Consider the following 21,853-nt stretch of genomic DNA (forward strand, 5'->3'; position numbering starts at 1 on the left):
TGCAGGCCTCCTCAGTACGTGCGGCGCAGTTCCAGCGCGCCATCCGGTCGCGCCTGGCCAGCCACCGACCAGCCCAGTTCCAGCGCCGACAGCAGTTCCTGCGCATCGCCGGCACGGAAGGTGCCACTCACGGCCAGGCTGGCGATCTCGGGATCGGCGATCACCAGCGGCGTGCGACCGTAGCGGTTCATGCGCTCGACCACGATCGACAGCGGCGTGGCATCGAACACCAGCTGCCCTTGCAGCCAGCCTTCGGCAGCGGCATTGGACGACAGCGCCGGGCCGGGCTGGAAGCGGCCCGAGGGCAGCACCTGCAGCTGCTGGCCGGGTGCCAGGGTGTGCTGGGTCCCGCCATTGCTGACTTCCACCGCACCTTCCAGCAGTGCGACTTCGACCAGGCCGTCGTTCAGGCGCTCCACCTGGAAGGTGGTGCCGATGTCGCGGATGGTGCTGTCGCCGGCGCGCAGCTGCAGCGCCTTGCTCGACGGTGCGACCTGCAGCTGCAGGCGGCCACGTTCCAGCACCAGGTTGCGATGGCGCCAACCGAATCGGGCGTGCAGCGTGGTGCCCGCATCCAGCGTGGCCACGCTGCCATCGGCCAGCGTCTGCTGCCGGGGCTGGTGGGAATCGTTGGCATAGCGCAGCGGTGTGGGGTTGCCGTCGATGGCGACCATCCAGCCGATCCCGATGGCCAGGCAGACGCCTGCGGCGGCGGCCACTGCCGGCAGCCAGCGACGCTGCGCCGGCCGTGCCGCACGTGCTGCGGCGGTGCGCAGCCACGGGTCGGCGGCCAGTTCTTCGCCTCGCTGGAACAGGGTCTCGGCCTGGATCCAGGCGCTGACATGGGCCGGGTCCTCGGCCAGCCAGTCCTCGAACCTCTCTCGCTCGCCCGGCGTGCAGTCCGGAGCCTCCAGCCGCGCCACCCAGGCGCTGGCGCGTTCAAACAGCAGGGTGTCTTCCCTGGGTCTGGCGTGACTCATCCGTTGTCCCTGTCGTTGTGCAGCGGATCCGATCCGAGTTCCTGGCGCAGGCCCTGCAGGGCGCGGGCGATATGTTTTTCCACGGTCTTGGCGGTGATTCCACAGTGCCGCGCGATCTGCGTATAGCTCATGCCGGTGATCCGGTTGAGCAGGTACACCTCGCGCGCGCGCTCGGGCAGCTTGAACAGGGCCTGCCGCAGCAGGGACAGCATCTGCCCGGACTCGGCCTGGCGCAATGGATCGGGCGACGTGCTGGAGGGCTCGTCGCCGCCATCGTGTTCGGCGAGGGACAGGTGTGGCCGCGACTGCGACGAGCGGCCGCGGTCTGCCAGGCGGTTGCGGGCGATACGATACAGCAGCAACCGCAGCTCGTCGGCACTGTGCGCGCGATAGCGGATCAGCCGCTCCATGCAGTCCTGCGCGATGTCCTCGGCATCCTCCGGCCCAACGCCGCGCGTGCGCAGGAAAGCGCACAACGGCGCGCGCTCTTCCCGTACGAACGCAATGAACGCGTCCGCCGGCACGGACAGGTCCGGCGCGCGATGGATCAGAGGAGAGGGGGCGGACAGGGCTGGCCTCGGGCGTCGGTGGCGGGTGCGTCTTCGAGTTTTACGCGACGATGACCGGATGGGGAAGAGTGTGCATGGCCCCTGATTCCATTGTGAATGCATTCATGTTTCGGGGGCTGGTGCGCTGGGGGAGTTTGCGCCGCCCGGACGTTGAACTCCTGACCCGTGTGTTGCGGGTGGAGAGAGAACACATGAAGCATTCGAAGTTGAGCCTGGCCCTGGCCGGGCTGATGGGCATCACCGCCATGGCGGGGGTTGATGACGTCATGGCAATGAATTATCACGTGCGGGACGATCGCGTCTTCCTCAGCGGCGGCGTGACCGTCGCCGACGTGGTGGCGCTGCCCGCGCTGCTGGCCAAGGCACAGGCTGAAGGCCGTCCGATCCGCGAGGTCGTGCTGCGCACATCCAATGGTGGCGCGCTGATCGCCGGCGAGTGGCTGCAGGCGGTGATCCGCACCCAGGGCCTGGACACCATCGTGTCCGGCCACTGCATCTCGTCCTGCTCGATCATGCAGTCCGGTGGCGTCAACCGTTACCTCGGCGGCGATCTACCACTGGTCGACTCGGTGCAGATCCATGCCGCGAGCAGTGGCGGCAAGATCACCTATGCGCCGTCAGCGCGCATGACCCAGATCTACACAGGCAACTACGGCGGCGGCATGGATGCGGGCCTGTTGCACAAGGCGATGTATGAAGTGGTTCAACCCAATGGCCTGCTGGTATTCCGCGACCCGGCGCGCACCACGGGTACGTCGGTCACCTTCGATCCGGATGGCAGCGGCAGCAAGCTGGAGTCGTTCCCGGGCCAGGACATCCGCGGCAACAACATCATCAACACGGCAGGCTATCGCGATCCGGGCGACACCCTCCGTGTCACCAGCAACGTCAGCGGCGACATCAACCCGGGCTACCTGCGCACCGCGCGCCAGCTGCAGGCCTTCGTCGACGACGATTTCGCGCGCTGGAACACCGACTGGGCCAGCACCTACATCAACTACGCGGTGAGCCTGTACAACGTCTCCACGCGGGGGCCGAACGGCATCGGCACGCAGTCGCTGCAACAGCTGCTCGCCGATCCCGACCTCCAGGAAGAGCTGCGCGGCCAGTTGCGGCTGGCCGATCTGGATGCGTCCACCCTGGGCAGTTCGGCGGGCGTGATCCGTGTCAGCAACGGCGCCACCTGGCGCACCGCCGAAACCACCGGCGCCGATTTCATTCTGGTGGACAACGGCACCATCGCACTGGAGGGTGGTGCGCTGCGCACTCCCGAACTGCGGGTGATGCCGGGCAGCATCGTGGTCGGCCACGGTGATATCGCATCGGTCGGCACCGACAGCGATGCGTTGCTGGATGGCACCGGCCCGTCCTACCGCGAAGACGGCTTCAACCGCCTGCGCGTGTTCGGCACGCTGATGCCGCGTGGTGGTGATCTGGTGACCCACGGCTACGTCAACATCATGCCCGGCGGGCAGGTGCTGTTCGACGTTACCGAAACCGGTGGTACCGGCAGTGGCCGCCTGCGCGTGGGCAGCTTCTACGATGGCGGCTCCGAGGAGGGCGCGCTGGTGATCGCGCAGGGCGCACACCTGGCGTTGAACGTCGCCCAGGGCTTCTATGCCGGCACCTACCGTCGCGACCTGGTGGAAGGACCGATCTACCAGGGGGGCTTCCAGGATGCCGTGCGGCTGGGCGATGCCGATTACAGCGCCAGCATCACGGCCGGTGAAGTGTTCCGCCCGCGCCACAATTCGCTGCTCAGCTTCAACGTCAACCAGACCGCCGATGGCCTGTGGTTGACCGCCAATCCAGGCTTCGACCAACTGGGACTGTTCACCAACGGCACCTCCGGCGACGGCCTGGGGCGCGCGCTGGCCGCTGCATCGGACCGGCAGGACAGCGGCCTGAAGTCGTTGCTCGGCGCGCTGCAGTTCGCTGACCGTGATGTGATCGCACAGCAGGCTGGCGCCCTGCGCGGTGACGCGCACGCCAGCCTGCGCCTGGCCGACAATGCACTGATCGGCAGCATCGGCAACGTCGTGCAGCAGCACCAGGCAGCGATGCGCAGTGGCGGCGATGCAGACGGGTTGGCTTCGCAGGCGGCGCAGTCGGTCTCAGCGCAGCCGGGCATGCGCCATGGCAGCCTGTTCAATCAGCTGGCCATGCATCTGGTCGAGCCGGCGGGCGAGGCTGCTGGCGACAGCCGGGTGGCGGGGCGCGGCCATGGCCTGTGGGCACGCGGTTTCGCCAGCCATGGCCGCATCGATGCCGACGGCGGCGTGGCCGGCCTGAGCCACAACATCGGTGGCATCGTGGTCGGTGCCGACACCCGCGTGGCCGATGACCGTGTCACGCTGGGGGTCAGCGTGGCCGCGGCGGACATGTCGACCAAGGCCAGCGATGGCTCCGGTTTCAGTGGCGACGTACGCGCGCTGGATGTGGGCGGCTATCTGGATGCGACCTATTCGCGTGGCTACCTGTCGGCGGCCGTGCGCTACACCGACCTGCGGCATGACACCCGCCGCGGTGTCGGCGGCATTGATGGGCTGCAGCAGCCTCTGCGCGCCAGATACAGCAACGACGCGATCTCGGCGCGGGTGGAGCATGCGTTCTCCTTCACCGCCGGCAAGGGACTGGTGATCCAGCCGCTGCTGCCGGTGGTGGACTACGCACGGACCTCGGCCACCCGTTTCAATGAAGGGCAGGGCGCCGGTGCGCTGGTCGGCCGCAGTGGCAGCCTGGAGAGCATTCGTGTGGGTGCCGGCCTGCAGCTGTTCAAGACCTTCGAAGGCAACAACGGCGAGCGCATCACCCCGCGCGCGCGCGTGGTCTGGCAGAAGGAGCTGGGCGATTCGCAGGCGCGCTACAGCACCGGCTTTGCTGCGGCCCCGGACCTGCTGTTTGGTGCCAGCAGCCAGGCCGTGGGCGAGCAGGTGCTGGCCTGGAACGTCGGCGTGACCAGTCGCGCCAGCGAGCGCCTGTCGATCATGGCCGACTACGTGGGTGAGCGCCGCGACGGGCAGATCCAGAACGGCGTGATGCTGGGCCTGGGCTACCGGTTCTAAGGGGCATTCGGTCCCGGCGATATCCGTATCGCCGGGACCATCCCATCAGGGCAGGTGCTGCGGTATGGTCGGCAGGGAATTCCAGCCAGGCCTGTCCATGCAGATCGCCGTTTTCAGTGCCCGCCCCTACGATCGTCGCTTCCTCGACGAGGCCAACCAGCGCGATGCGGCCGGGCAGGGCTTTGCATTCGTGTACTTCGATGCCGCGCTGGACGTGCATACCGCTGCGTTGGCACAGGACTGCGCCGCGGTATGCGTGTTCGTCAACGACCGCCTGGACGCGCCGGTTCTGCACGCCCTGCATGCGTTGGGCGTGCGCGCCGTGCTGCTGCGCTGCGCGGGTTTCAACAACGTGGATCTCGTCGCCGCGAAAGCGCTGGATCTTTTCGTGGCCCGTGTTCCTGCCTATTCGCCCGAGGCCGTGGCCGAGCACGCGCTGGCGCTGGTGATGACGCTCAACCGGCAGACCCATCGCGCCTACAATCGCGTGCGCGAGGGCAACTTCATGCTCGATGGCCTGCTCGGCCGCACTCTGCATGGGCGCACGGTCGGCATCGTCGGCACCGGCAAGATCGGCCTGGCCACCGCGCGCATCTTCCACGGCATGGGCTGCACCGTGCTGGGGCATGACCCGTATCCATCGCCGGCCTTCGCCGGCGTGGGCGACATGGTTGGGCTGGATGAACTGCTGGCGCGCGCCGATATCGTGTCGCTGCATTGCCCGCTGACACCCGATACCCAGCATCTGATCAACGACGCCTCGCTTGCGCGGATGAAGACCGGCGCGATGCTGGTCAACACCTCGCGCGGCGGGCTGGTCGATACCCATGCGGTGATCCGCGCGCTGAAGTCACGGCGGCTGGGTCATCTGGCCATCGACGTCTACGAGCAGGAAAGCGCGCTGTTCTTCCAGGACCTGTCCGGCGAGATCATCGACGACGAGGCCTTCCAGCGCCTGATGACCTTCCCCAACGTGCTGGTGACCGGCCACCAGGGCTTCTTCACCGTAGAGGCGCTGCAGGAGATATCGGCAATCACGCTGGGGAACCTGCGGGATTTCGCCGAGGGGCGGGTGTGTGCGAACCGGGTGGAGACATCGCTGAGATGATTGGAAGTCATGAGGGGTGTGCGTTTTCATACCTATCATTGAGGGGCGCAGATGAAACGCTTAGTCACCTTGAAAGTTGGGCTGCTGTTTCCATTGCTGATGGCGGGCGGCTGTGCAGCGGAGGAGTCCCGAGGCGAGAAGGGGTGGGAAGGGCTAGAACGATGCGTGACAACAATCGAGACTTACGTTCAAGAGACGAGGGGATGGAAACGGGAGATGTATCGGATTGCGGAGGAGTCTTCCGGCACCGCAGATATTGGCTTCTCGGTCCAGCACGTCCATGACAGGGTTCTGCTGCCAGAAGGTGGACTGAAGTCATTTCATGTTGATCTCGACCAGCGATGTTCCAAGGTCATCCGTGAAAGCCACTATCAGTAGCTGGTAGCGGCTTGTTGGCCCATGAAGAGGGTAGATGCGCGGCCATTGACCGCATGTTGCTTGTAGTCCTACAATGCCCAGCTAGGCCGGAATAGCTCAGTTGGTAGAGCGGCGCATTCGTAATGCGTAGGTCGCAGGTTCGACTCCTGTTTCCGGCACCAGTTGCAATGAAAAGCCCCGGCCTTGGTTGGGGCTTTTTGTTTGCGCCCGCCGGTGATCCTTGGATGGCCACCTCACTGAAGGCTGCAAGCCTTCATCAACGCCTCGTCATCCCTGCATCCTTCGCCAGCCACCACGCCAGCTGCCGGAGATAACCACCTGCAGCTCCCGCCAATGCACCGATCATCAGGCGTGCAAGCACTCTGATCCCGCGCGCGGCCCGCTCCCGCACCCAAGGCAGTACCGCCACCACCTGCGCACCCAGCAACAGCATCAGCACGTCCAGCCCCAGCGCATCCACCACCGGCAGCAACGGCAGCAGATCCGGATTGCAGGCCAGCACGATTACCAGTGCAGCACCCAGCACGGCCATCAGGCGGCGCCCGGCGGGCACGGTGGTCCAGTGCAGCAGTCGGCTGATCAGGCGCATGGCATTCCTTGTGCCTTGTGTCATCTGCGGGAATCCTCATCAGGCCCGATCGGCCGCACCGGCTGCCGCAGCACGGTCTTCAACCGCGCCGCCTCGGTCCTGCGTGGGTCGCTGAGGTAGATCTCATGATGGGACCCGGCAAAGGTGTATCCCAGTGCGGGCATCACTTCGTCATGCAGCTGCGCCAGGATGGGGCCTTCGTCGTCGTAGGCGCCTACATGCAAGGTCTGCAGGCTGGGGCCCTCGGCAAGGATCTGATGGCGAAGGCTGGGCGGCGCGTCCCGCAGCTTCGTGCGCGCCTTGCCGATCGCGGCCTGCCACAGTGCGGGGCCGATGCCCTCAGGCGTGCGGATCATTACGGTCCAGGCCCACTCATCCTTGCGCCGTGCGACGAAGCTGGCCGGGTCCTCGGCACTCCAAAGCGCCTCCAGCGGTGGCACCACGTAGTCGCGCCCTTCGGCCTTCAGCGCGAACTTCAGTGCATAGCTCACCGAATACAGCCACTGCACGGCCTGCAGGTAGGCGGGGGCCGTGTTCGGGTCGCCGCGACCATCGACCATCACGTAGGGAATGGGCGGTACATCCACGCGTACGAACCTGCCGGCGGGCGGTTGATAGAACGCCCGGTCGCGCTTCTTGAAGTCGATCTTGTCCACGGGCCTTCCTCCTGCGCCGAGCATCCCACGCCAGGCACCCGCCAGCACGCCTGAACAGGTTCAGGTGACTTTGCCGAACGAGGGCGGACTGCCGGCCAGCACCTGATGCCAGGATGCCGCCCGCGGGCGTCCTGCCCGCCGCGCGTGCGCGGTGCGACAACGTGTCGCAGCCAGAATCGGGCCTTTCCTGCGCTCGATCATTGTCAATGCCTTTCTTAAATGGTGGGTGACGGCCTAAAATTGAAAGGCTGACTCGACCCCACCTCCCTGCCTGTCTTCCGGACCGGTGGGACCGGCTTTGGCCGGAACAGGCAGGGACGGGGAACGGCATTCCCTCGCAATTGGATCGACCGATGATTCCGTTGAAAACCCTTGGGCGCTGGTTGCGCCCGGGCCTGCTGCTGTCGTTGCTGGTGATGCTCACCGGCTGCGATGCCGTGGCCATCCTCAGTCCGAAGGGCCAGATCGGCCAGGATGAGAAGACCCTGCTGATCACGGCCACCGTGCTCATGCTGCTGGTCGTCATCCCGGTCATCATCATGACCCTGACGTTCGCGTGGAAGTATCGCGCCTCCAACACCAAGGCCCGTTACGAGCCGAAGTGGTCCCACTCGACGGCGATCGAGGTGGTGGTGTGGTCCATTCCCTGCATGATCGTGCTGGTGCTGGCGGTCCTGACCTGGCGTTCGTCGCACGCACTGGACCCGTATCGTCCTCTGGATTCGGACGTCAAGCCGGTCACCATCGAGGCGATCTCGCTGGACTGGAAATGGCTGTTCATCTATCCGGAAGAGAAGGTGGCGGTCGTCAACGAAATCAAGTTCCCGGTCAACACGCCGCTGAACTTCAAGATCACGTCCGATTCGGTGATGAATGCATTCTTCATCCCGCACCTGGGCAGCATGATCTACTCGATGGCTGCGATGGAGACCAAGCTCCACCTGATCGCCAACGAGACCGGTGAATTCCCGGGCATGTCCTCGCACTACAGCGGCGCGGGCTTCGCCAAGATGCACTTCACCGCCTACTCGGTCACCGATGCCGAGTACCGCCAGTGGCTGGACCAGGTCCGCGCCGGCGAGCAGACCCTGGACAAGGCCTCGTTCAAGGCCCTGGGTGAAGCACGCAACGCCGAGTGGTATCCGGTCACTTACTTCGGCAAGACCGAAGAAGGCCTGTTCGACTGGGTCATCGCCAAGCACATGGGCGACAACAAGCATTACGGCATGAAGCACTCGCATGCTGGTGCCGCCGCTGCCGATGCCGCCACCCATGAAGCGCACGAGGGCCACGCCCCGAGTGACGCGCATGATTCCAAGGAATCGGGTGAAAACCTGGATGCCACCGAACACGAACACGCAGGCCATGCCGGCCACGCGGGTTCGGGAGAATGAACATGTTGGGAAAACTCTCTCTTGAGTCGATCCCCCACGATCCGATCGTGCTGACCACCCTGGTCGGCGCGGTTCTTGGTGGCCTGGGCGTCGTCGCCCTGATCACCAAGTTCAAGCTGTGGGGCTATCTGTGGAAGGAGTGGTTCACTTCGGTGGATCACAAGAAGATCGGCGTGATGTACCTCATCGTCGCCTTCGTCATGCTGCTGCGCGGTTTCTCCGACGCCATCATGATGCGTACCCAGCAGGCCATCGCCGTCGGTGGTTCCGAGGGTTACCTGCCGCCGCACCACTACGACCAGATCTTCACCGCCCACGGCGTGATCATGATCTTCTTCGTGGCGATGCCGCTGATCACCGGCCTGATGAACCTGGCCGTGCCGCTGCAGATCGGTGCGCGCGACGTTGCGTTCCCGTTCGTCAACTCGCTCAGCTTCTGGCTGTTCGTGTCCGGTGCGGTGCTGATCATGCTGTCGCTGTGGATCGGTGAGTTCGCTGCCACCGGCTGGCTGGCGTTCCCGCCGTTGTCGGGCATCGAATACAGTCCAAGCGTCGGCATGGACTATTACATCTGGGGTCTACAGGTGGCGGGTTTGGGCACCACGCTCAGTGGTATCAACTTCTTCATCACCATCCTCAAGATGCGCACCCCGAGCATGAAGCTGATGCAGATGCCGGTGTTCACCTGGACCGCCCTGGTGACCAACGTGCTGATCGTGGCCGCGTTCCCGGTGCTGACCATCACCCTGGTGCTGCTGACCCTGGACCGTTACCTGGGTACGCACTTCTTCACCAATGACGGTGGCGGCAACGCCATGCTGTACATCAACCTGATCTGGATCTGGGGTCACCCGGAGGTGTACATCCTGGTCCTGCCGGCGTTCGGTGTGTTCTCCGAAGTCATCGCGACCTTCTCGCGCAAGGCGCTGTTCGGCTACAAGGGCATGGTCTACGCCACCGCCTGCATCGGCGTGCTGTCGTTCATCGTGTGGCTGCACCACTTCTTCACCATGGGTTCGGGTGCCAACGTCAATGCCTTCTTCGGCATCACGACGATGATCATCTCGATCCCGACCGGCGTGAAGATCTTCAACTGGCTGTTCACCATGTTCCGTGGCCGCGTGCACTTCACCACCCCGGTGCTGTGGACCATCGGCTTCATGGTCACCTTCGTCATCGGCGGCATGACCGGCGTGATGCTGGCGATTCCGGCCATCGACTTCGTGCTGCACAACAGCCTGTTCCTGATCGCCCACTTCCACAACGTCATCATCGGCGGCGTGGTGTTCGGCATGTTCGCCGGCATCACCTACTGGTGGCCGAAGATGTTCGGCTTCCGCCTCAATGAGTTCTGGGGCAAGTGCGCGTTCTGGTGCTGGTTCATCGGCTTCTACGTGACCTTCATGCCGATGTACGTGCTGGGCTTCATGGGCATGACCCGTCGCCTGCAGAGCACCGTGAACCCGGCCTACGAGCCGCTGCTGCTGGTTGCTGCCTGCGGCGCGTTCATCGTCGGCGCCGGCATCCTGTGCCAGATCATCCAGGTGGCCGTGTCGATCCGCGACCGCAAGAAGACCGTCGACCTGACTGGCGACCCGTGGGATGCCCGTACGCTGGAGTGGGAAACCTCCTCGCCGCCGGCCTTCTACAACTTCGCGACGCTGCCGGAAGTCACCGAGCTGGACGATTTCTGGGAGCGCAAGCAGCGGGGTGAAGCCTGGCCGAAGCCGGCCAAGTACACCGACATCCACATGCCGCGCAACACCGGCACGGGCGTTGTCATCGGTGCCTTCAGCCTGGTGTTCGGCTTCGCGATGATCTGGCACATCTGGTGGCTGGCCATCGTCGGCTTCGTCGGCATGATCGCCACGTTCATCTACCGCACCTTCGACCAGGACGTGGACTACTGGGTCCCGGCCGCCGAGGTGGAACGCATCGAGAACGAACACCGCAAGCACCTGGAAGCCCAGGGCCTGGTGAAGTCGGAGCTGAAGGCATGAGCACCAATACCTCGACCCTGAGCCACGGGCACGCCGCGCATGCGGCGGCCCATGGCCATGACGACCACGAGCACCACGATACCGGCGGCAACACCGTCTTCGGTTTCTGGGTGTACCTGATGAGCGACTGCCTCATCTTCGCCTCGCTGTTCGCCACCTACGTGGTGCTGGCAGGCGGTACCGATGGCGGTCCCACCGCGAAGGACCTGTTCGAGCTGCCGTTCGTGGCGTGGGAAACCGCGCTGCTGCTGACCTCGTCGCTGACCTTCGGCCTGGGCATGATTGCCATGCACCGCAAGCAGATGGGCCAGATGTACCTGTGGCTGGGCATCACCTGGCTGCTGGGCTTCGGCTTCATGTGCATGGAAGTGTGGGAGTTCCAGCACCTGATCCATCAGGGCTACGGTCCGGACCGCAGTGCCTTCCTGTCGGCGTTCTTCGCCCTGGTCGGTACCCACGGCCTGCACGTCAGCGCCGGCCTGCTGTGGCTGCTGGTGATGTTCGTGCAGCTGAAGAAGTACGGCCTGACCCCGACCAACAAGACCCGCATGGCGTGCCTGAGCCTGTTCTGGCACTTCCTGGACCTGATCTGGATCGGCGTGTTCTCCGTCGTCTACCTCAATGGAGCGCTGTAATGGCACATGACAACCATGCACACGACCACGGCACCGGCGGCGAAAGCCACGGCAGCGTGAAGTCGTACCTGATCGGCTTCGTGCTGGCGGTGGTGCTGACCGTCATCCCGTTCTGGATGGTGATGTCGGGCGATTTCTCGCGCACCGTCAACGGTGTGGTGATCGCGGTCACCGCGGTGCTGCAGATGCTGGTCCACCTGGTGTTCTTCCTGCACCTGGACCGCTCTTCGGAAAGCCGCTGGAACGTCAACGCTGCGGCCTTCACCGTCGTGGTGATCGGCATCATTGTGATCGGCACCCTGTGGGTCATGCACAACATGAACGTGCACATGATGCACTGACGTCCTCGCGACGTTGCCACGCAGAAAGGCCGCCCTCGGGCGGCCTTTCTGGTTTTCCGTTGTCCGGTAGTGCCGGCCGCTGGCCGGCAATTGCGGGACGCCGGCCAGCGGCCGGCTCTACCCGTGGTTCCACCCCGTGCGTGGAGGAGCCGCGCGCCTCACCCCACCTGGCGCAGGAACTCTTCGGCCTCCATCGGCCGGCCCAGATGGTAGCCCTGCAGCTGGTCGCAGCCGAGCTCGCTCAGGTACTCGCGTTGCGCCTGGGTCTCCACGCCTTCGGCCACCACCTGCAGCTGCAGGGTGCGGCCCAGCGCGATGATCGACGAGACGATGGCGGCGTCCTCGTCATTGCGCTCCAGGTCGTGCACGAACGCACGGTCGATCTTCAGTTCGGTGGCTGGCATCCGCTTGAGGTACAGCAGGCTGGAGTAGCCGGTACCGAAATCATCGATGGCGATGTGCACGCCCATTGCGGTCAGGTCGCTGAGGATCGCCAGGCTGGCATCGACGTCCTTCATCGCCGTGGTCTCGGTGATCTCCAGGGTCAGCCGTGCCGGTTCGATCCGGTGCCGCTCCAGCACCTCGCGCACGCTGTCCAGCAGTGCCGGCGAGGCGAACTGCAGCGGCGACAGGTTCACCGCCATTGTCCATTCCGCATGCCCGGCATCGTGCCATGCCCGCAGCTGCGCGCAGGCCTGGTCCAGTACCCAGTCACCGATCGGCAGGATCAGGCCGCTGCGTTCGGCGATCGGAATGAACACATCCGGCGCCAGCAGCCCCAGCTCCGGGTGCTGCCAGCGCAGCAGCGCCTCGGCGCCGGTGGCCGGTGCGCCCGCGGCCGGAAATTTGGGCTGGTAATGCAGGATCAGTTCGTTGCGGGCGATGGCCTTGCGCAGGTCCTGCAGCAGGCGCAGCTGGCGATTGGCACTGAGCTGCATCGAGGGGGTGAAGAAGGTATAGCCGTTCCGCCCGGTTTCCTTGGTGTGGTACATCGCCGCATCGGCGTGCGCCATCAGCTCGCGCTCGTTGCTGGCGTCATCCGGGTACAGGGCGATGCCCAGGCTGGCGCTGACCTGCAGTTCGGCCGCATCCAGCGTGAACGGCTCACCGGCGGCGGCAATGATGCGCTCGGCCACCACGACCGCATCGTCGGGAATATCGATGGCCAGCACGATCACGAACTCGTCGCCGCCGAGGCGGGCGAACGTGTCCTGCGGGCGCAGCAGGCCGCCGATGCGCTGCGCCACCGCCACCAGCAGGCGGTCGCCAAGCTGGTGGCCATAGGCATCATTGACCGCCTTGAAACCATCCAGGTCGCAGAACATCACCGCCACCGCATGATTGCGGCGCCGCGCCTTCTCGATAGCCTGCTCGATGCGGTCCTGCAGCAGCATGCGGTTGGGCAGCTGGGTCAACGGGTCGTGCAGGGCCGCCTGGATCAGCTTGTCGTTGGCGTGCGCCAGCGAATCGGCCAGCAGCCCGGTGCGCACGCGCATCTGCCGGTCGAACAGCGAGGCCACCAGGGCGATGCCCAGCGTGGCCACGGTGGTGACGATCACCAGCACCGCCAGCCAGCGCGTGTCGATGCCGCCACTGCCGACGGCGCCACAGAGGCTGCCTTCCGGGAAGCGTGCCGCGGCCATGCCGGTGTAATGCATGCCGACGATGGCCAGGCCCATCACCAGCGATGCGAGCGCGCGCAGGAGGAGGGTGTGGCGCTGCTCGGCGCGCAGGCGGAAGGCGATCCACAGGGCGGCGCCAGCGGCACCGATGGCCACCGCGATGGAGGCGGCAAACCAGCCCGGGTGGTAGTCGATGCCGGGCTGCATGCGCATCGCTGCCATGCCCAGGTAGTGCATGGCAGCGATGCCCAGGCCCATCAGCACGGCCCCGGCCAGCAGCCGGCGCCACGGCAGGCTGGGGCGCGATACCAGCCACAGCGCATAGGCCGAGGCACCGATCGAGACCGCCAGCGAGTACAGGGTGATGCTGAGGTCATAGCCCACCGGGATCGGCAGGTCGAAGGCGAGCATGCCGATGAAGTGCATGGACCAGATGCCCAGGCCCATGGCCGCCGCGCCTCCGGCCAGCCACCAGCGCGCCACGCGCCCCTCGGCGGTGGCCAGGCGCCCGGCCATGTCCAGCGCCGTGTACGAAGCAAGAATGGCCACCAGCAGGGAGATGATGACCAGGCTCTGACTGTAACTGCCAGTCATGTTGAATCCAGTGGGGGAGGAAGGGGGCGCCCGCAAGGCGCACGCCCGCGACCCCTATCGGCGCGGGTGGGCAGGACTTGAGCGGTCGCAGCAGCTGCGACCCGGCTCGGCTATCCTGCCACGCCTGTTCCCGTTGCTGGAAATCATCCGATGGCCAAAGCCCGCACCGCCTACGTCTGCAATGAATGCGGCGCCGAATTCAGCAAGTGGCAGGGCCAGTGCACCGAGTGCAACGCCTGGAACTCGTTGTCGGAAATCGTGCTGGAGAGCGCGGCGGCGGCCAAGGCGCCGGCCTCGCGCCGGGCGGGCTGGGCCGGCAAGATCGATCCGCCGAAGATCACTGCGCTGAAGGATGTGGAGCAGACCGAGCATCGCCGGGTCTCCACCGGCATCGGCGAGTTCGACCGTGTGCTGGGCGGCGGCCTGGTCGAAGGCGCGGTGGTGCTGGTGGGCGGCGACCCGGGCATCGGCAAGTCGACGCTGCTGCTGCAGGCGGTGGCGAAGATGGCCGCTGAACTGCCTGTGCTGTACGTCACCGGCGAGGAGTCACTGGCGCAGGTGGCTGGCCGTGCGCATCGCCTGGAGCTGCCGCTGGACGGCGTCAATGCGCTGGCCGAGACCGGGGTCGAGTCGATCCTGCAGCATGCCTCCAGGGCTGGGCCGCGGCTGATCGTGGCCGATTCGGTGCAGACCCTGTGGACCGAGAGCCTGACCGCTGCGCCCGGTTCGGTCAGCCAGGTGCGCGAGAGCGCGGCGCGGCTGGTGCGGTTTGCCAAGGAAACCGGCACCGCCGTGTTCCTGGTGGGCCATGTGACCAAGGAAGGCGGCATCGCCGGCCCGCGCGTGCTGGAACACATGGTCGACGCGGTGCTGTACTTCGAGGGCGAGAGCGGCAGCCGCTTCCGCCTGTTGCGCGCGTTCAAGAACCGCTTCGGTGCGGTCAACGAGCTGGGTGTGTTCGCGATGGGCGACAAGGGCCTGAAGGAGGTCTCCAACCCCTCGGCGATCTTCCTGTCCGGCGGCAGCACCCATCAGCCGGGCAGCTGCGTGATGGTCACCCGCGAGGGCACGCGGCCGCTGCTGGTGGAGGTACAGGCGCTGGTCGACGCATCTCCGCTGTCGAACCCGCGCCGTGTCGCGGTCGGCCTGGAGCAGAATCGCCTGGCGATGCTGCTGGCAGTGCTGCATCGCCATGGCGGCGTACTGGTCGGCGACCAGGACGTGTTCGTCAATGTGGTCGGTGGCATCCGCGTGCAGGAGACCGCCGCCGATCTACCGGTGCTGCTGGCGGTGTTGTCGTCGCTGCAGGATCGGCCGCTGGCGGAGAAGACCATCGCCTTCGGCGAGGTGGGCCTGTCCGGCGAGATCCGCCCGGTGCCCAATGGCGAAGACCGCCTGCGCGAGGCCGCCACCCATGGCTTCAAGCGCGCCATCGTGCCCAAGGCCAATGCGCCCAAGGGCGGTTCGGTGAAAGGCATGGAGGTGATCGCGGTGGAACGCCTGTCCGAGGCCATCGACGCGGCGTGAGGCCGGCCCTACAAACGTCAATCACGGCAACGGTCAGCTTCCTTGTGCTAGTTTTTCCCGCTCGACGAAGACGCCCTCTGGCGTCTTTCCGTGCCCAGGAGTAAACGATTACATGCAGGACACCGCACTCACCGCCCCCAACGCCGAGATCCGTCGCGCTGGGGTCGATCTCAATGGATTGATGACGGTGCTGGGCAAGCACCTGTATTCCACCCCGGTGGTGGCGCTGCGTGAGCTGGTGCAGAACGCGCATGACTCGATCATCCGCCGCCGCATCGAGCAGCCCGGTGTTGACGTGCCTTCGCGCATTTCGGTGCAGGTTGATGCCGGTGCCGGCGTGCTGCGCATCACCGATACTGGGGCCGGCCTGACCCGCCAGGAGATCCACGATTACCTGGCCACCGTCGGCGTCGGCTACACCCGTGGCCTGCGCCAGGGCGGTGAGGACGATGAAGGGCTGATCGGCATGTTCGGCCTCGGCTTCCTGTCGGCCTTCGTGCTGGCGCGCCGGGTCAGTGTGCGAACCACCTCGTACCAGGCGCCGGATCTGGGCCATCTGTACGTGTCCAGCAACGCCGAGCAATACACCGTCAGCGAAGTGCCTGCACGCGCGGTCGGCACCGAGGTGGAGCTGGAGCTGCATCCGGACTTCCTGCCGCTGGCCAACGAGGCGCGCCTGCATGAGGTGCTGGGCCGCTACTGCGCGTTGCTGTCCGAGCCGATCTTCATCGGTGCTGCGGGCGAGGCGCTCAATCCCGAGCCGCCGCCGTGGCGCGGCCAGGGGGAGGTCGCCGTGCATCCGGTGCAGGCCCGCCGGCAGGCGCTGCAGTTCGCCGCGCGGTTCGAGCACGATTTCGAACCGATCGTCACCGTGCCGTTGCGTGCCGATGGCAACAGCGATGCCACTGGCCTGCTGTGGGTGCAGGACGGCGCCACCTATGGCACCAGCGACAACCGTAACCTGTCGGTGTTCGTGCGTGGGATGCTGCTGGATGACGACGCGCGCGACCTGCTGCCGCCGTGGGCCGGTTTCATCGGCGGGGTGATCGAATCCTCGCGGTTGACGCCCACCGCCAGCCGCGAAGACCTGCAGCGCGATGACCAGTACCGCGCGGTGCAGCATGCACTTCTGGAGGCGCTGATCGACGGCCTGGCCGACGTTGCGAAGCAGCAACCGGAAGCCTGGCGGCGCGTGCTGACCCGCCACAACGAGGCGCTGCTGGGCGCGGCACTGTGCGATGAGCGCCTGTTCGAACTGCTGATGGAGCATGTGCGGGTGCCGACTTCGCAGGGCGACCTGCCGGCCAGTGCGCTGCCGGCGCGCGGTGCCGTGCATGTCATCCTCGACAACGGCGGTGGCTTTGAAGAGATGCTGTTCCGCGCGATGGGCGTACCGGTCGCGCATGGCCATCGCTACGCGGTGGTGCCGTTCCTGCGGCGCTGGGCCCAGGCCAAGGGCCTGCGCCTGGTCGAGCTCGGCACCGAGCAGGGCAACCGCGCACTGTTCCGCAGTGATGACAGCCTCGACGAGGCGCAGCTGGCGTGGCTGCGCGAACAACTGGGCGACGGCGAGCAGCTGCTGCCCGCGCGTTTCAGCCCGGAGGCGCTGCCGGTGGTGGTGGTGCCCGATCGCGAGGCCGAGCTGAAGCAGCGGCTGGAAGACGACGAGAACGACAAGCGTGTCTCGATGGCCGCGCTGCGCCTGGCGCGCCAGTTCACCGCGCGCATCGAATCGCGCGCACCGTCGCGGCTGTATCTCAATCTCGACAACCCGGCGGTGCAGGCACTGCTGCGCGCCCAGCGCGAGGGCCACCCACAGGCCGAGGCTGCGGCGCGCCTGCTGCGCTCGCTGAAAATCATCGTCGCCGCGCAGGGCCGCCCGCTGGCACGAACGAACGCTACGCCCGGCCCGGACCTCAACGGCGCCTTCACCGACATCGCCGGCGCCCTGCAGCAGATGCTGCGCTGAGCACCGCACCTTCTCATCCAGCCTTCGCTAGACAGGAGCAATTACCCCCATGGACATCTGGAACTGGGTCGAAAAGCTGCAGGGTGACCTGCGCCAGGCCGGCCAGGCGCAGCACGCGCACCTGCTGAACCGTCTCGCCGACGAGGTCAGTGAACTGCAGATCGACCGCGTCGATGCGCTGCTGCCCGAAGCACGCGCCCTGGGCAAGGCGCTGGACAACCCGTGGGTCGACGTCTACGTCGGCCACTGGGCGCTGCGCAACCGCGTCGGCAACCGCGTGGAAGGCGAGAGCGCACTCGGCGAAGCCGTAGCGCTGTTCGAGCGCGCGCACCGCGAGGACACCCTGGAATGCCCGCAGTCGATCTGCGTGACCCAGGACCTGGCCGCCTGCTACGGCAACATCGACGGCCCGGGCTGGGTGCCCGAGCGCATTGAGGTCTGCGACGAAACCCTTGGCCGCATCGATCCGAGCTGGGCCTGTTTCCAGTGCCTGAGCTGCGAGAAGGCCGATGCGCTGCTCGATGATGGCCGTGGCCAGGCGGCGCTGGATTACCTGCAGGTGCAGGCCGATGCCGTGGAAGCCTGTGGCAAGGAAGTGTTCGACAGCTTCCCGGAGATGCAGATCAAGATCCTGCTGGGCATGGGCCGTGCCGATGAGGCACTGGCGCTGATCGAAAAACGGGAGGCCGAAGTTGCTGCGTCCGGAGAGTACGAGCCGGCCAACTGCACGGTGCCGCGTCGCCTGTCCAAGGCCTGGGCGCTGGCCCAGCTGGGCCGCGACGAAGAGGCGCTGCAGCAGCTGGTGCCGTGGAGCGAGCTGACCCCGAACTACTGGCGGCTGTGGGCAAACACCGCCGCAGCACTGTGCCAGCGTGATCCCGCGCGCAATACGTGGGATCTGGGCACGCGCTTCAACACCATCATCGAGCACTTCGCACGGGTCGGTTCGCACCGCCTGCTGATCGAAGTCGCGGCGTTGAGCCTTGAGCTGGCGCGGCAGCGTGGCGCGCGCTGGGTCGCACTTCGGCAGCTGGAACTGGCCCGCACCCATCTGGCGCAGCTGCGCCAGGATCGGGGTGCTGCGGCGCTGGTGGCAGGCCTGGCCGCGCGCATCGAGGCATTGCCGGACGTCGCGCCGCTGCCGGTGCCGGCGGGCGAGCTGCTGGCATGGCTGGACGCGCAGGGCGAACAGAACCAGTCGCGCGATCCCGAGCGCGAAGCGCAGTGGTTGCTGCAGGCGCATGCCGAGCTGCCCGATGACGAGGCGCTGGCCGACATGGCCGCCTCGGCACTGAATGCCTGCGGCGCGCAGGCTGAGGCGCGGTCGCTGCTGTGGCGGTTCGTACGCGGCCATGTGCAGCACGATGGCCCCGCGGCCTACACGTTGATGCGCTGGCTGGCCGAACAGGGCGACGACGACGGACTGCGCCAGCTGGCCGATCTGTATCGCGGCAGCGTGCCGGTGTTCGCGCACTGGTGCGAGGTGCAGCGTGCACGCCGCGTGTCCGACTGGCCGGCGCTGGAGCAGGCGGCCCGATCGCTTCTGGAGCTGTCTCCGGGCTCGCACGGCGCGCGCGGCACGCTGGCGCGCATGTACATGGAAACCGGCCGTTTCAGCGAGGCCCAGGCCTGTTATGCACAGCTGGTGGAGCTGCTGGACGAGCCCAATGCCGCGCATTGGGACCACATGAGCGCAGCCAGCGCCGCGCGCGACTGGGACGCCGTGCGCCGCTCGGCGGCGGCGCTTGGCATGGAATTGTCCAGCCAGGACGGCGTGGTAGAGGAGCCGTGGGGCTGGGTGATCATCCGCAGCGAAGAGAACGGCGAACCGATGGAGTACTACGCCCGTCGCAGCGGTCCGGTGACCGCGCGCATCGTCGAGAACGCGCCGTCCAACCGCGCCCAGCAGGTGGGTGACTGGGTGGTGTTCGATGCCGCGCTGGTGCATCCGGCCCCGGAGGAGGAGGAAGCACGCGAGCATTTCATCCCGACCTATGCGCAGGTGCATGTACTGGAGCGCGGCGGTTTCGCCCGCAGCTGGATGATCGATGGCGCGCACCCGGGCGAAGAGGCCTGGAATGCCTTCGTCGAGGCGGCCGAGGCACAGGGCTGGAAGGTGTGGTCACACAGCCGGCCGGACTACACCGTCACCGACCCCGATGTGGAAGAGGGTACGCTGCCCGGCCTGCTGTTCACCGTGGCCCAGCCGCAGGACCACGCACCGCTGGCACTGCACCGCTTCCTGCAGCAGCACACCGCGACGTGGCCGCATCCGCATTGCTGGCTGCGCCTGGCTGAAGCCTGTGACCAGGATCGCCAGCCGCATCTGGACGTGATCGAGCGTTACGGGTTGTAGGCCGGATATCGGGTAGTGCCGGCCGCTGGCCGGCAGCACCGGGAGATCCTGTATTGCCGGCCAGCGGCCGGCACTACCACGGGTGCAGGGCGCAGCCCTGCCACTCCCTTCCCGGTGGTTGCAGCAGCAACCGAAAAAATTGGCCATGATCGGCTGACCCCCACGTCGTACGGCCCGCCCGTTCCGCCCGCCATGCCCGAATACCGTTCCCGCACCTCCACCGCCGGCCGCAACATGGCCGGCGCCCGCGCCCTGTGGCGTGCCACCGGCATGAAGGACGGCGACTTCCACAAGCCGATCATTGCCATCGCCAACTCCTTCACCCAGTTCGTGCCCGGCCACGTGCACCTGAAGGACCTCGGCCAGCTGGTCGCGCGCGAAATCGAACAGGTCGGTGGCGTCGCCAAGGAATTCAACACCATCGCCGTGGACGACGGCATCGCGATGGGCCACGACGGCATGCTGTATTCGCTGCCCAGCCGCGAGATCATCGCCGACGCCGTGGAGTACATGGTCAACGCGCACTGCGCCGACGCGCTGGTGTGCATCAGCAACTGCGACAAGATCACCCCCGGCATGCTGATGGCTGCGCTGCGCCTGGACATCCCGGTGGTGTTCGTCTCCGGCGGGCCGATGGAAGCGGGCAAGACAAAGCTGTCCGAGCACAAGCTGGACCTGGTCGACGCGATGGTGGTGGCCGCCGATGACAGCGCCTCCGACGAGAAAGTCGCGGCCTTTGAACGCAGCGCCTGCCCCACCTGCGGCTCCTGCTCGGGCATGTTCACCGCCAACTCGATGAACTGCCTGACCGAAGCGCTGGGCCTGTCGCTGCCCGGCAACGGCACTACGCTGGCCACCCATGCCGACCGCGAGGCGCTGTTCCGCCGCGCCGGCCGCCTGATCGTCGAGCTCTGCCATCGCTGGTACGGCGGCGAAGACCCGAGCGCGCTGCCGCGCGGGATCGCCACCCCGGCCGCGTTCGCCAACGCGATGACCCTGGACATCGCCATGGGCGGCTCCACCAACACCATCCTGCATCTGCTGGCCGCAGCGCAGGAAGCGGAGGTCGACTTCGACCTGACCCACATCGACGCGCTGTCGCGACGCGTCCCGCAGCTGTGCAAGGTGGCGCCGAACACACCGAAGTACCACATCGAGGACGTGCACCGCGCCGGCGGCGTGTTCGGCATCCTCGGTGAGCTGGATCGCGCCGGCCTGCTCGATACCACAGTGCCGACCGTGCACAGCGCCAGCCTGGCCGATGCGCTGGAACGCTGGGACGTGGTGCGCAGTGACAACGACACCCTGCATACCTTCTTCAAGGCCGGTCCGGCCGGCATCCCCACGCAGGAGGCCTTCAGCCAGGCCACCCGCTGGCCCGCGCTGGACCTGGACCGCGCCGAGGGCTGCATCCGCTCGCTGCAACATGCGTATTCGCTGGAAGGTGGCCTGGCTGTGCTGCGCGGCAATCTGGCCGTCGATGGCTGCGTGGTGAAAACCGCCGGCGTGGACGAATCGATCCATGTGTTCGAAGGCCCCGCGCGCGTCTATGAAAGCCAGGACGCCGCCGTCGCCGGCATCCTCGCCGACGAGGTACAACCGGGCGACGTCGTGGTGATCCGTTACGAGGGCCCGAAGGGCGGCCCTGGCATGCAGGAGATGCTGTACCCGACCAGCTACCTGAAGTCGAAAGGACTGGGCAAGCAATGCGCGCTGCTCACCGACGGCCGCTTCTCCGGTGGCACCTCGGGGCTGTCGATCGGCCACGTTTCGCCGGAAGCGGCCAGTGGCGGCGCGATCGGCCTGGTGGAAGATGGCGACCGCATCCGCATCGACATCCCGGCCCGCCGCATCGACCTGCTGCTGGATGAGGCCACGCTGGCCCAGCGCCGCAGCGAGGCCGACGCACGCGGCTGGAAGCCACGCGCACCGCGCCCGCGCAAGGTCACCAGCGCGTTGAAGGCCTACGCCCTGCTCGCCACCAGTGCCGACAAGGGCGCCGTACGCAACACCGCCCTGCTCGGCGATTGATGCCGATCCGGTAGTGCCGGCCGCTGGCCGGCATCTTAA

At 66.5% G+C, this 21,853-nt stretch carries 16 protein-coding genes and 1 tRNA gene; 12 read left to right on the forward strand and 5 right to left on the reverse strand.

Annotated elements, in window-relative coordinates; all coding sequences use genetic code 11:
* Positions 1 to 11: 11 nt before the first annotated feature.
* Complete coding sequence (locus ACM0PY_RS12260; protein ID WP_134972499.1) at positions 12 to 980, reverse strand: FecR family protein; 969 nt, start codon at positions 978 to 980, stop codon at positions 12 to 14.
* Positions 977 to 1,504: an RNA polymerase sigma factor gene (locus ACM0PY_RS12265; protein WP_088496450.1), complete on the reverse strand. Its 528-nt coding sequence runs from the start codon at positions 1,502 to 1,504 to the stop codon at positions 977 to 979. The genes ACM0PY_RS12260 and ACM0PY_RS12265 overlap by 4 nt, the downstream gene beginning before the upstream one ends.
* A 236-nt stretch (positions 1,505 to 1,740) precedes the next feature.
* Between ACM0PY_RS12265 and ACM0PY_RS12270 the strand changes: the two genes are divergently transcribed.
* The 4 genes from ACM0PY_RS12270 to ACM0PY_RS12285 all read left to right on the forward strand — a co-directional run bounded on the left by ACM0PY_RS12270 (position 1,741) and on the right by ACM0PY_RS12285 (position 6,261).
* Positions 1,741 to 4,614, forward strand: a complete 2,874-nt coding sequence (locus ACM0PY_RS12270) for an autotransporter domain-containing protein (protein ID WP_180884712.1) — start codon at positions 1,741 to 1,743, stop codon at positions 4,612 to 4,614.
* A gap of 97 nt (positions 4,615 to 4,711) precedes the next feature.
* On the forward strand, positions 4,712 to 5,722 hold the full coding sequence (locus ACM0PY_RS12275) for a 2-hydroxyacid dehydrogenase (RefSeq protein ID WP_134972497.1): 1,011 nt from the start codon (positions 4,712 to 4,714) through the stop codon (positions 5,720 to 5,722).
* Positions 5,723 to 5,773: 51 nt separating this feature from the next.
* Positions 5,774 to 6,100, forward strand: coding sequence for a hypothetical protein (locus tag ACM0PY_RS12280; RefSeq protein WP_111201640.1), 327 nt, complete (start codon positions 5,774 to 5,776; stop codon positions 6,098 to 6,100).
* 85 nt (positions 6,101 to 6,185) lie between these two features.
* A tRNA-Thr gene (locus ACM0PY_RS12285) sits at positions 6,186 to 6,261 on the forward strand.
* Between the two features lie 95 nt (positions 6,262 to 6,356).
* Here ACM0PY_RS12285 and ACM0PY_RS12290 read toward each other — a convergent pair.
* Together ACM0PY_RS12290 and ACM0PY_RS12295 are read right to left on the reverse strand one after the other, a co-directional pair.
* Positions 6,357 to 6,689, reverse strand: a complete 333-nt coding sequence (locus ACM0PY_RS12290) for a hypothetical protein (RefSeq protein WP_111201639.1) — start codon at positions 6,687 to 6,689, stop codon at positions 6,357 to 6,359.
* A 20-nt stretch (positions 6,690 to 6,709) separates the two neighbouring features.
* Positions 6,710 to 7,345, reverse strand: coding sequence for a GyrI-like domain-containing protein (locus ACM0PY_RS12295; RefSeq protein WP_111201638.1), 636 nt, complete (start codon positions 7,343 to 7,345; stop codon positions 6,710 to 6,712).
* Between the two features lie 353 nt (positions 7,346 to 7,698).
* Here ACM0PY_RS12295 and cyoA point away from each other — a divergent pair, with 353 nt between their 5' ends.
* The 4 genes from cyoA to cyoD are packed head-to-tail and all read left to right on the forward strand — an operon-like array spanning position 7,699 to position 11,715.
* Positions 7,699 to 8,739 carry a ubiquinol oxidase subunit II gene (gene cyoA, locus ACM0PY_RS12300; RefSeq protein ID WP_005415723.1) on the forward strand — a complete coding sequence of 347 codons (1,041 nt, stop codon included), beginning with the start codon at positions 7,699 to 7,701 and terminating at the stop codon, positions 8,737 to 8,739.
* Positions 8,740 to 8,741: 2 nt separating this feature from the next.
* Complete coding sequence (gene cyoB, locus ACM0PY_RS12305; protein WP_061479143.1) at positions 8,742 to 10,739, forward strand: cytochrome o ubiquinol oxidase subunit I; 1,998 nt, start codon at positions 8,742 to 8,744, stop codon at positions 10,737 to 10,739.
* Positions 10,736 to 11,374, forward strand: coding sequence for a cytochrome o ubiquinol oxidase subunit III (cyoC, locus tag ACM0PY_RS12310; protein ID WP_005408583.1), 639 nt, complete (start codon positions 10,736 to 10,738; stop codon positions 11,372 to 11,374). Before cyoB ends, cyoC begins: the two co-directional genes overlap by 4 nt.
* A complete protein-coding gene (cyoD, locus tag ACM0PY_RS12315; RefSeq protein WP_005415725.1) occupies positions 11,374 to 11,715 on the forward strand; it encodes a cytochrome o ubiquinol oxidase subunit IV in 342 nt (113 codons plus the stop codon). The genes cyoC and cyoD overlap by 1 nt, the downstream gene beginning before the upstream one ends.
* A gap of 158 nt (positions 11,716 to 11,873) precedes the next feature.
* Here the strand turns inward: cyoD and ACM0PY_RS12320 are convergent, their stop codons facing one another.
* A complete protein-coding gene (locus tag ACM0PY_RS12320) occupies positions 11,874 to 13,931 on the reverse strand; it encodes a putative bifunctional diguanylate cyclase/phosphodiesterase (RefSeq protein ID WP_180884710.1) in 2,058 nt (685 codons plus the stop codon).
* Between the two features lie 150 nt (positions 13,932 to 14,081).
* Here ACM0PY_RS12320 and radA point away from each other — a divergent pair, with 150 nt between their 5' ends.
* From radA to ilvD, 4 genes are all read left to right on the forward strand, one after another.
* The gene (gene radA / locus ACM0PY_RS12325) at positions 14,082 to 15,458 is read left to right on the forward strand and encodes a DNA repair protein RadA (protein WP_005408586.1); all 1,377 of its coding nucleotides are present in this window, start codon (positions 14,082 to 14,084) and stop codon (positions 15,456 to 15,458) included.
* A gap of 112 nt (positions 15,459 to 15,570) precedes the next feature.
* Positions 15,571 to 17,427 (forward strand): ATP-binding protein, encoded by a 1,857-nt coding sequence (locus ACM0PY_RS12330; RefSeq protein ID WP_180884708.1) that lies wholly within the window; start codon positions 15,571 to 15,573, stop codon positions 17,425 to 17,427.
* A gap of 49 nt (positions 17,428 to 17,476) precedes the next feature.
* Entirely contained in the window at positions 17,477 to 19,783 is a 2,307-nt protein-coding gene (locus ACM0PY_RS12335) for a tetratricopeptide repeat protein (protein WP_180884706.1), read from the forward strand.
* A gap of 192 nt (positions 19,784 to 19,975) precedes the next feature.
* Positions 19,976 to 21,814, forward strand: a complete 1,839-nt coding sequence (ilvD, locus tag ACM0PY_RS12340; protein WP_134972642.1) for a dihydroxy-acid dehydratase — start codon at positions 19,976 to 19,978, stop codon at positions 21,812 to 21,814.
* Positions 21,815 to 21,853 lie beyond the last annotated feature (39 nt).

This window comes from Stenotrophomonas sp. BR163 (assembly GCF_047520985.2).
GTDB classification, from domain to species: domain Bacteria; phylum Pseudomonadota; class Gammaproteobacteria; order Xanthomonadales; family Xanthomonadaceae; genus Stenotrophomonas; species Stenotrophomonas sepilia.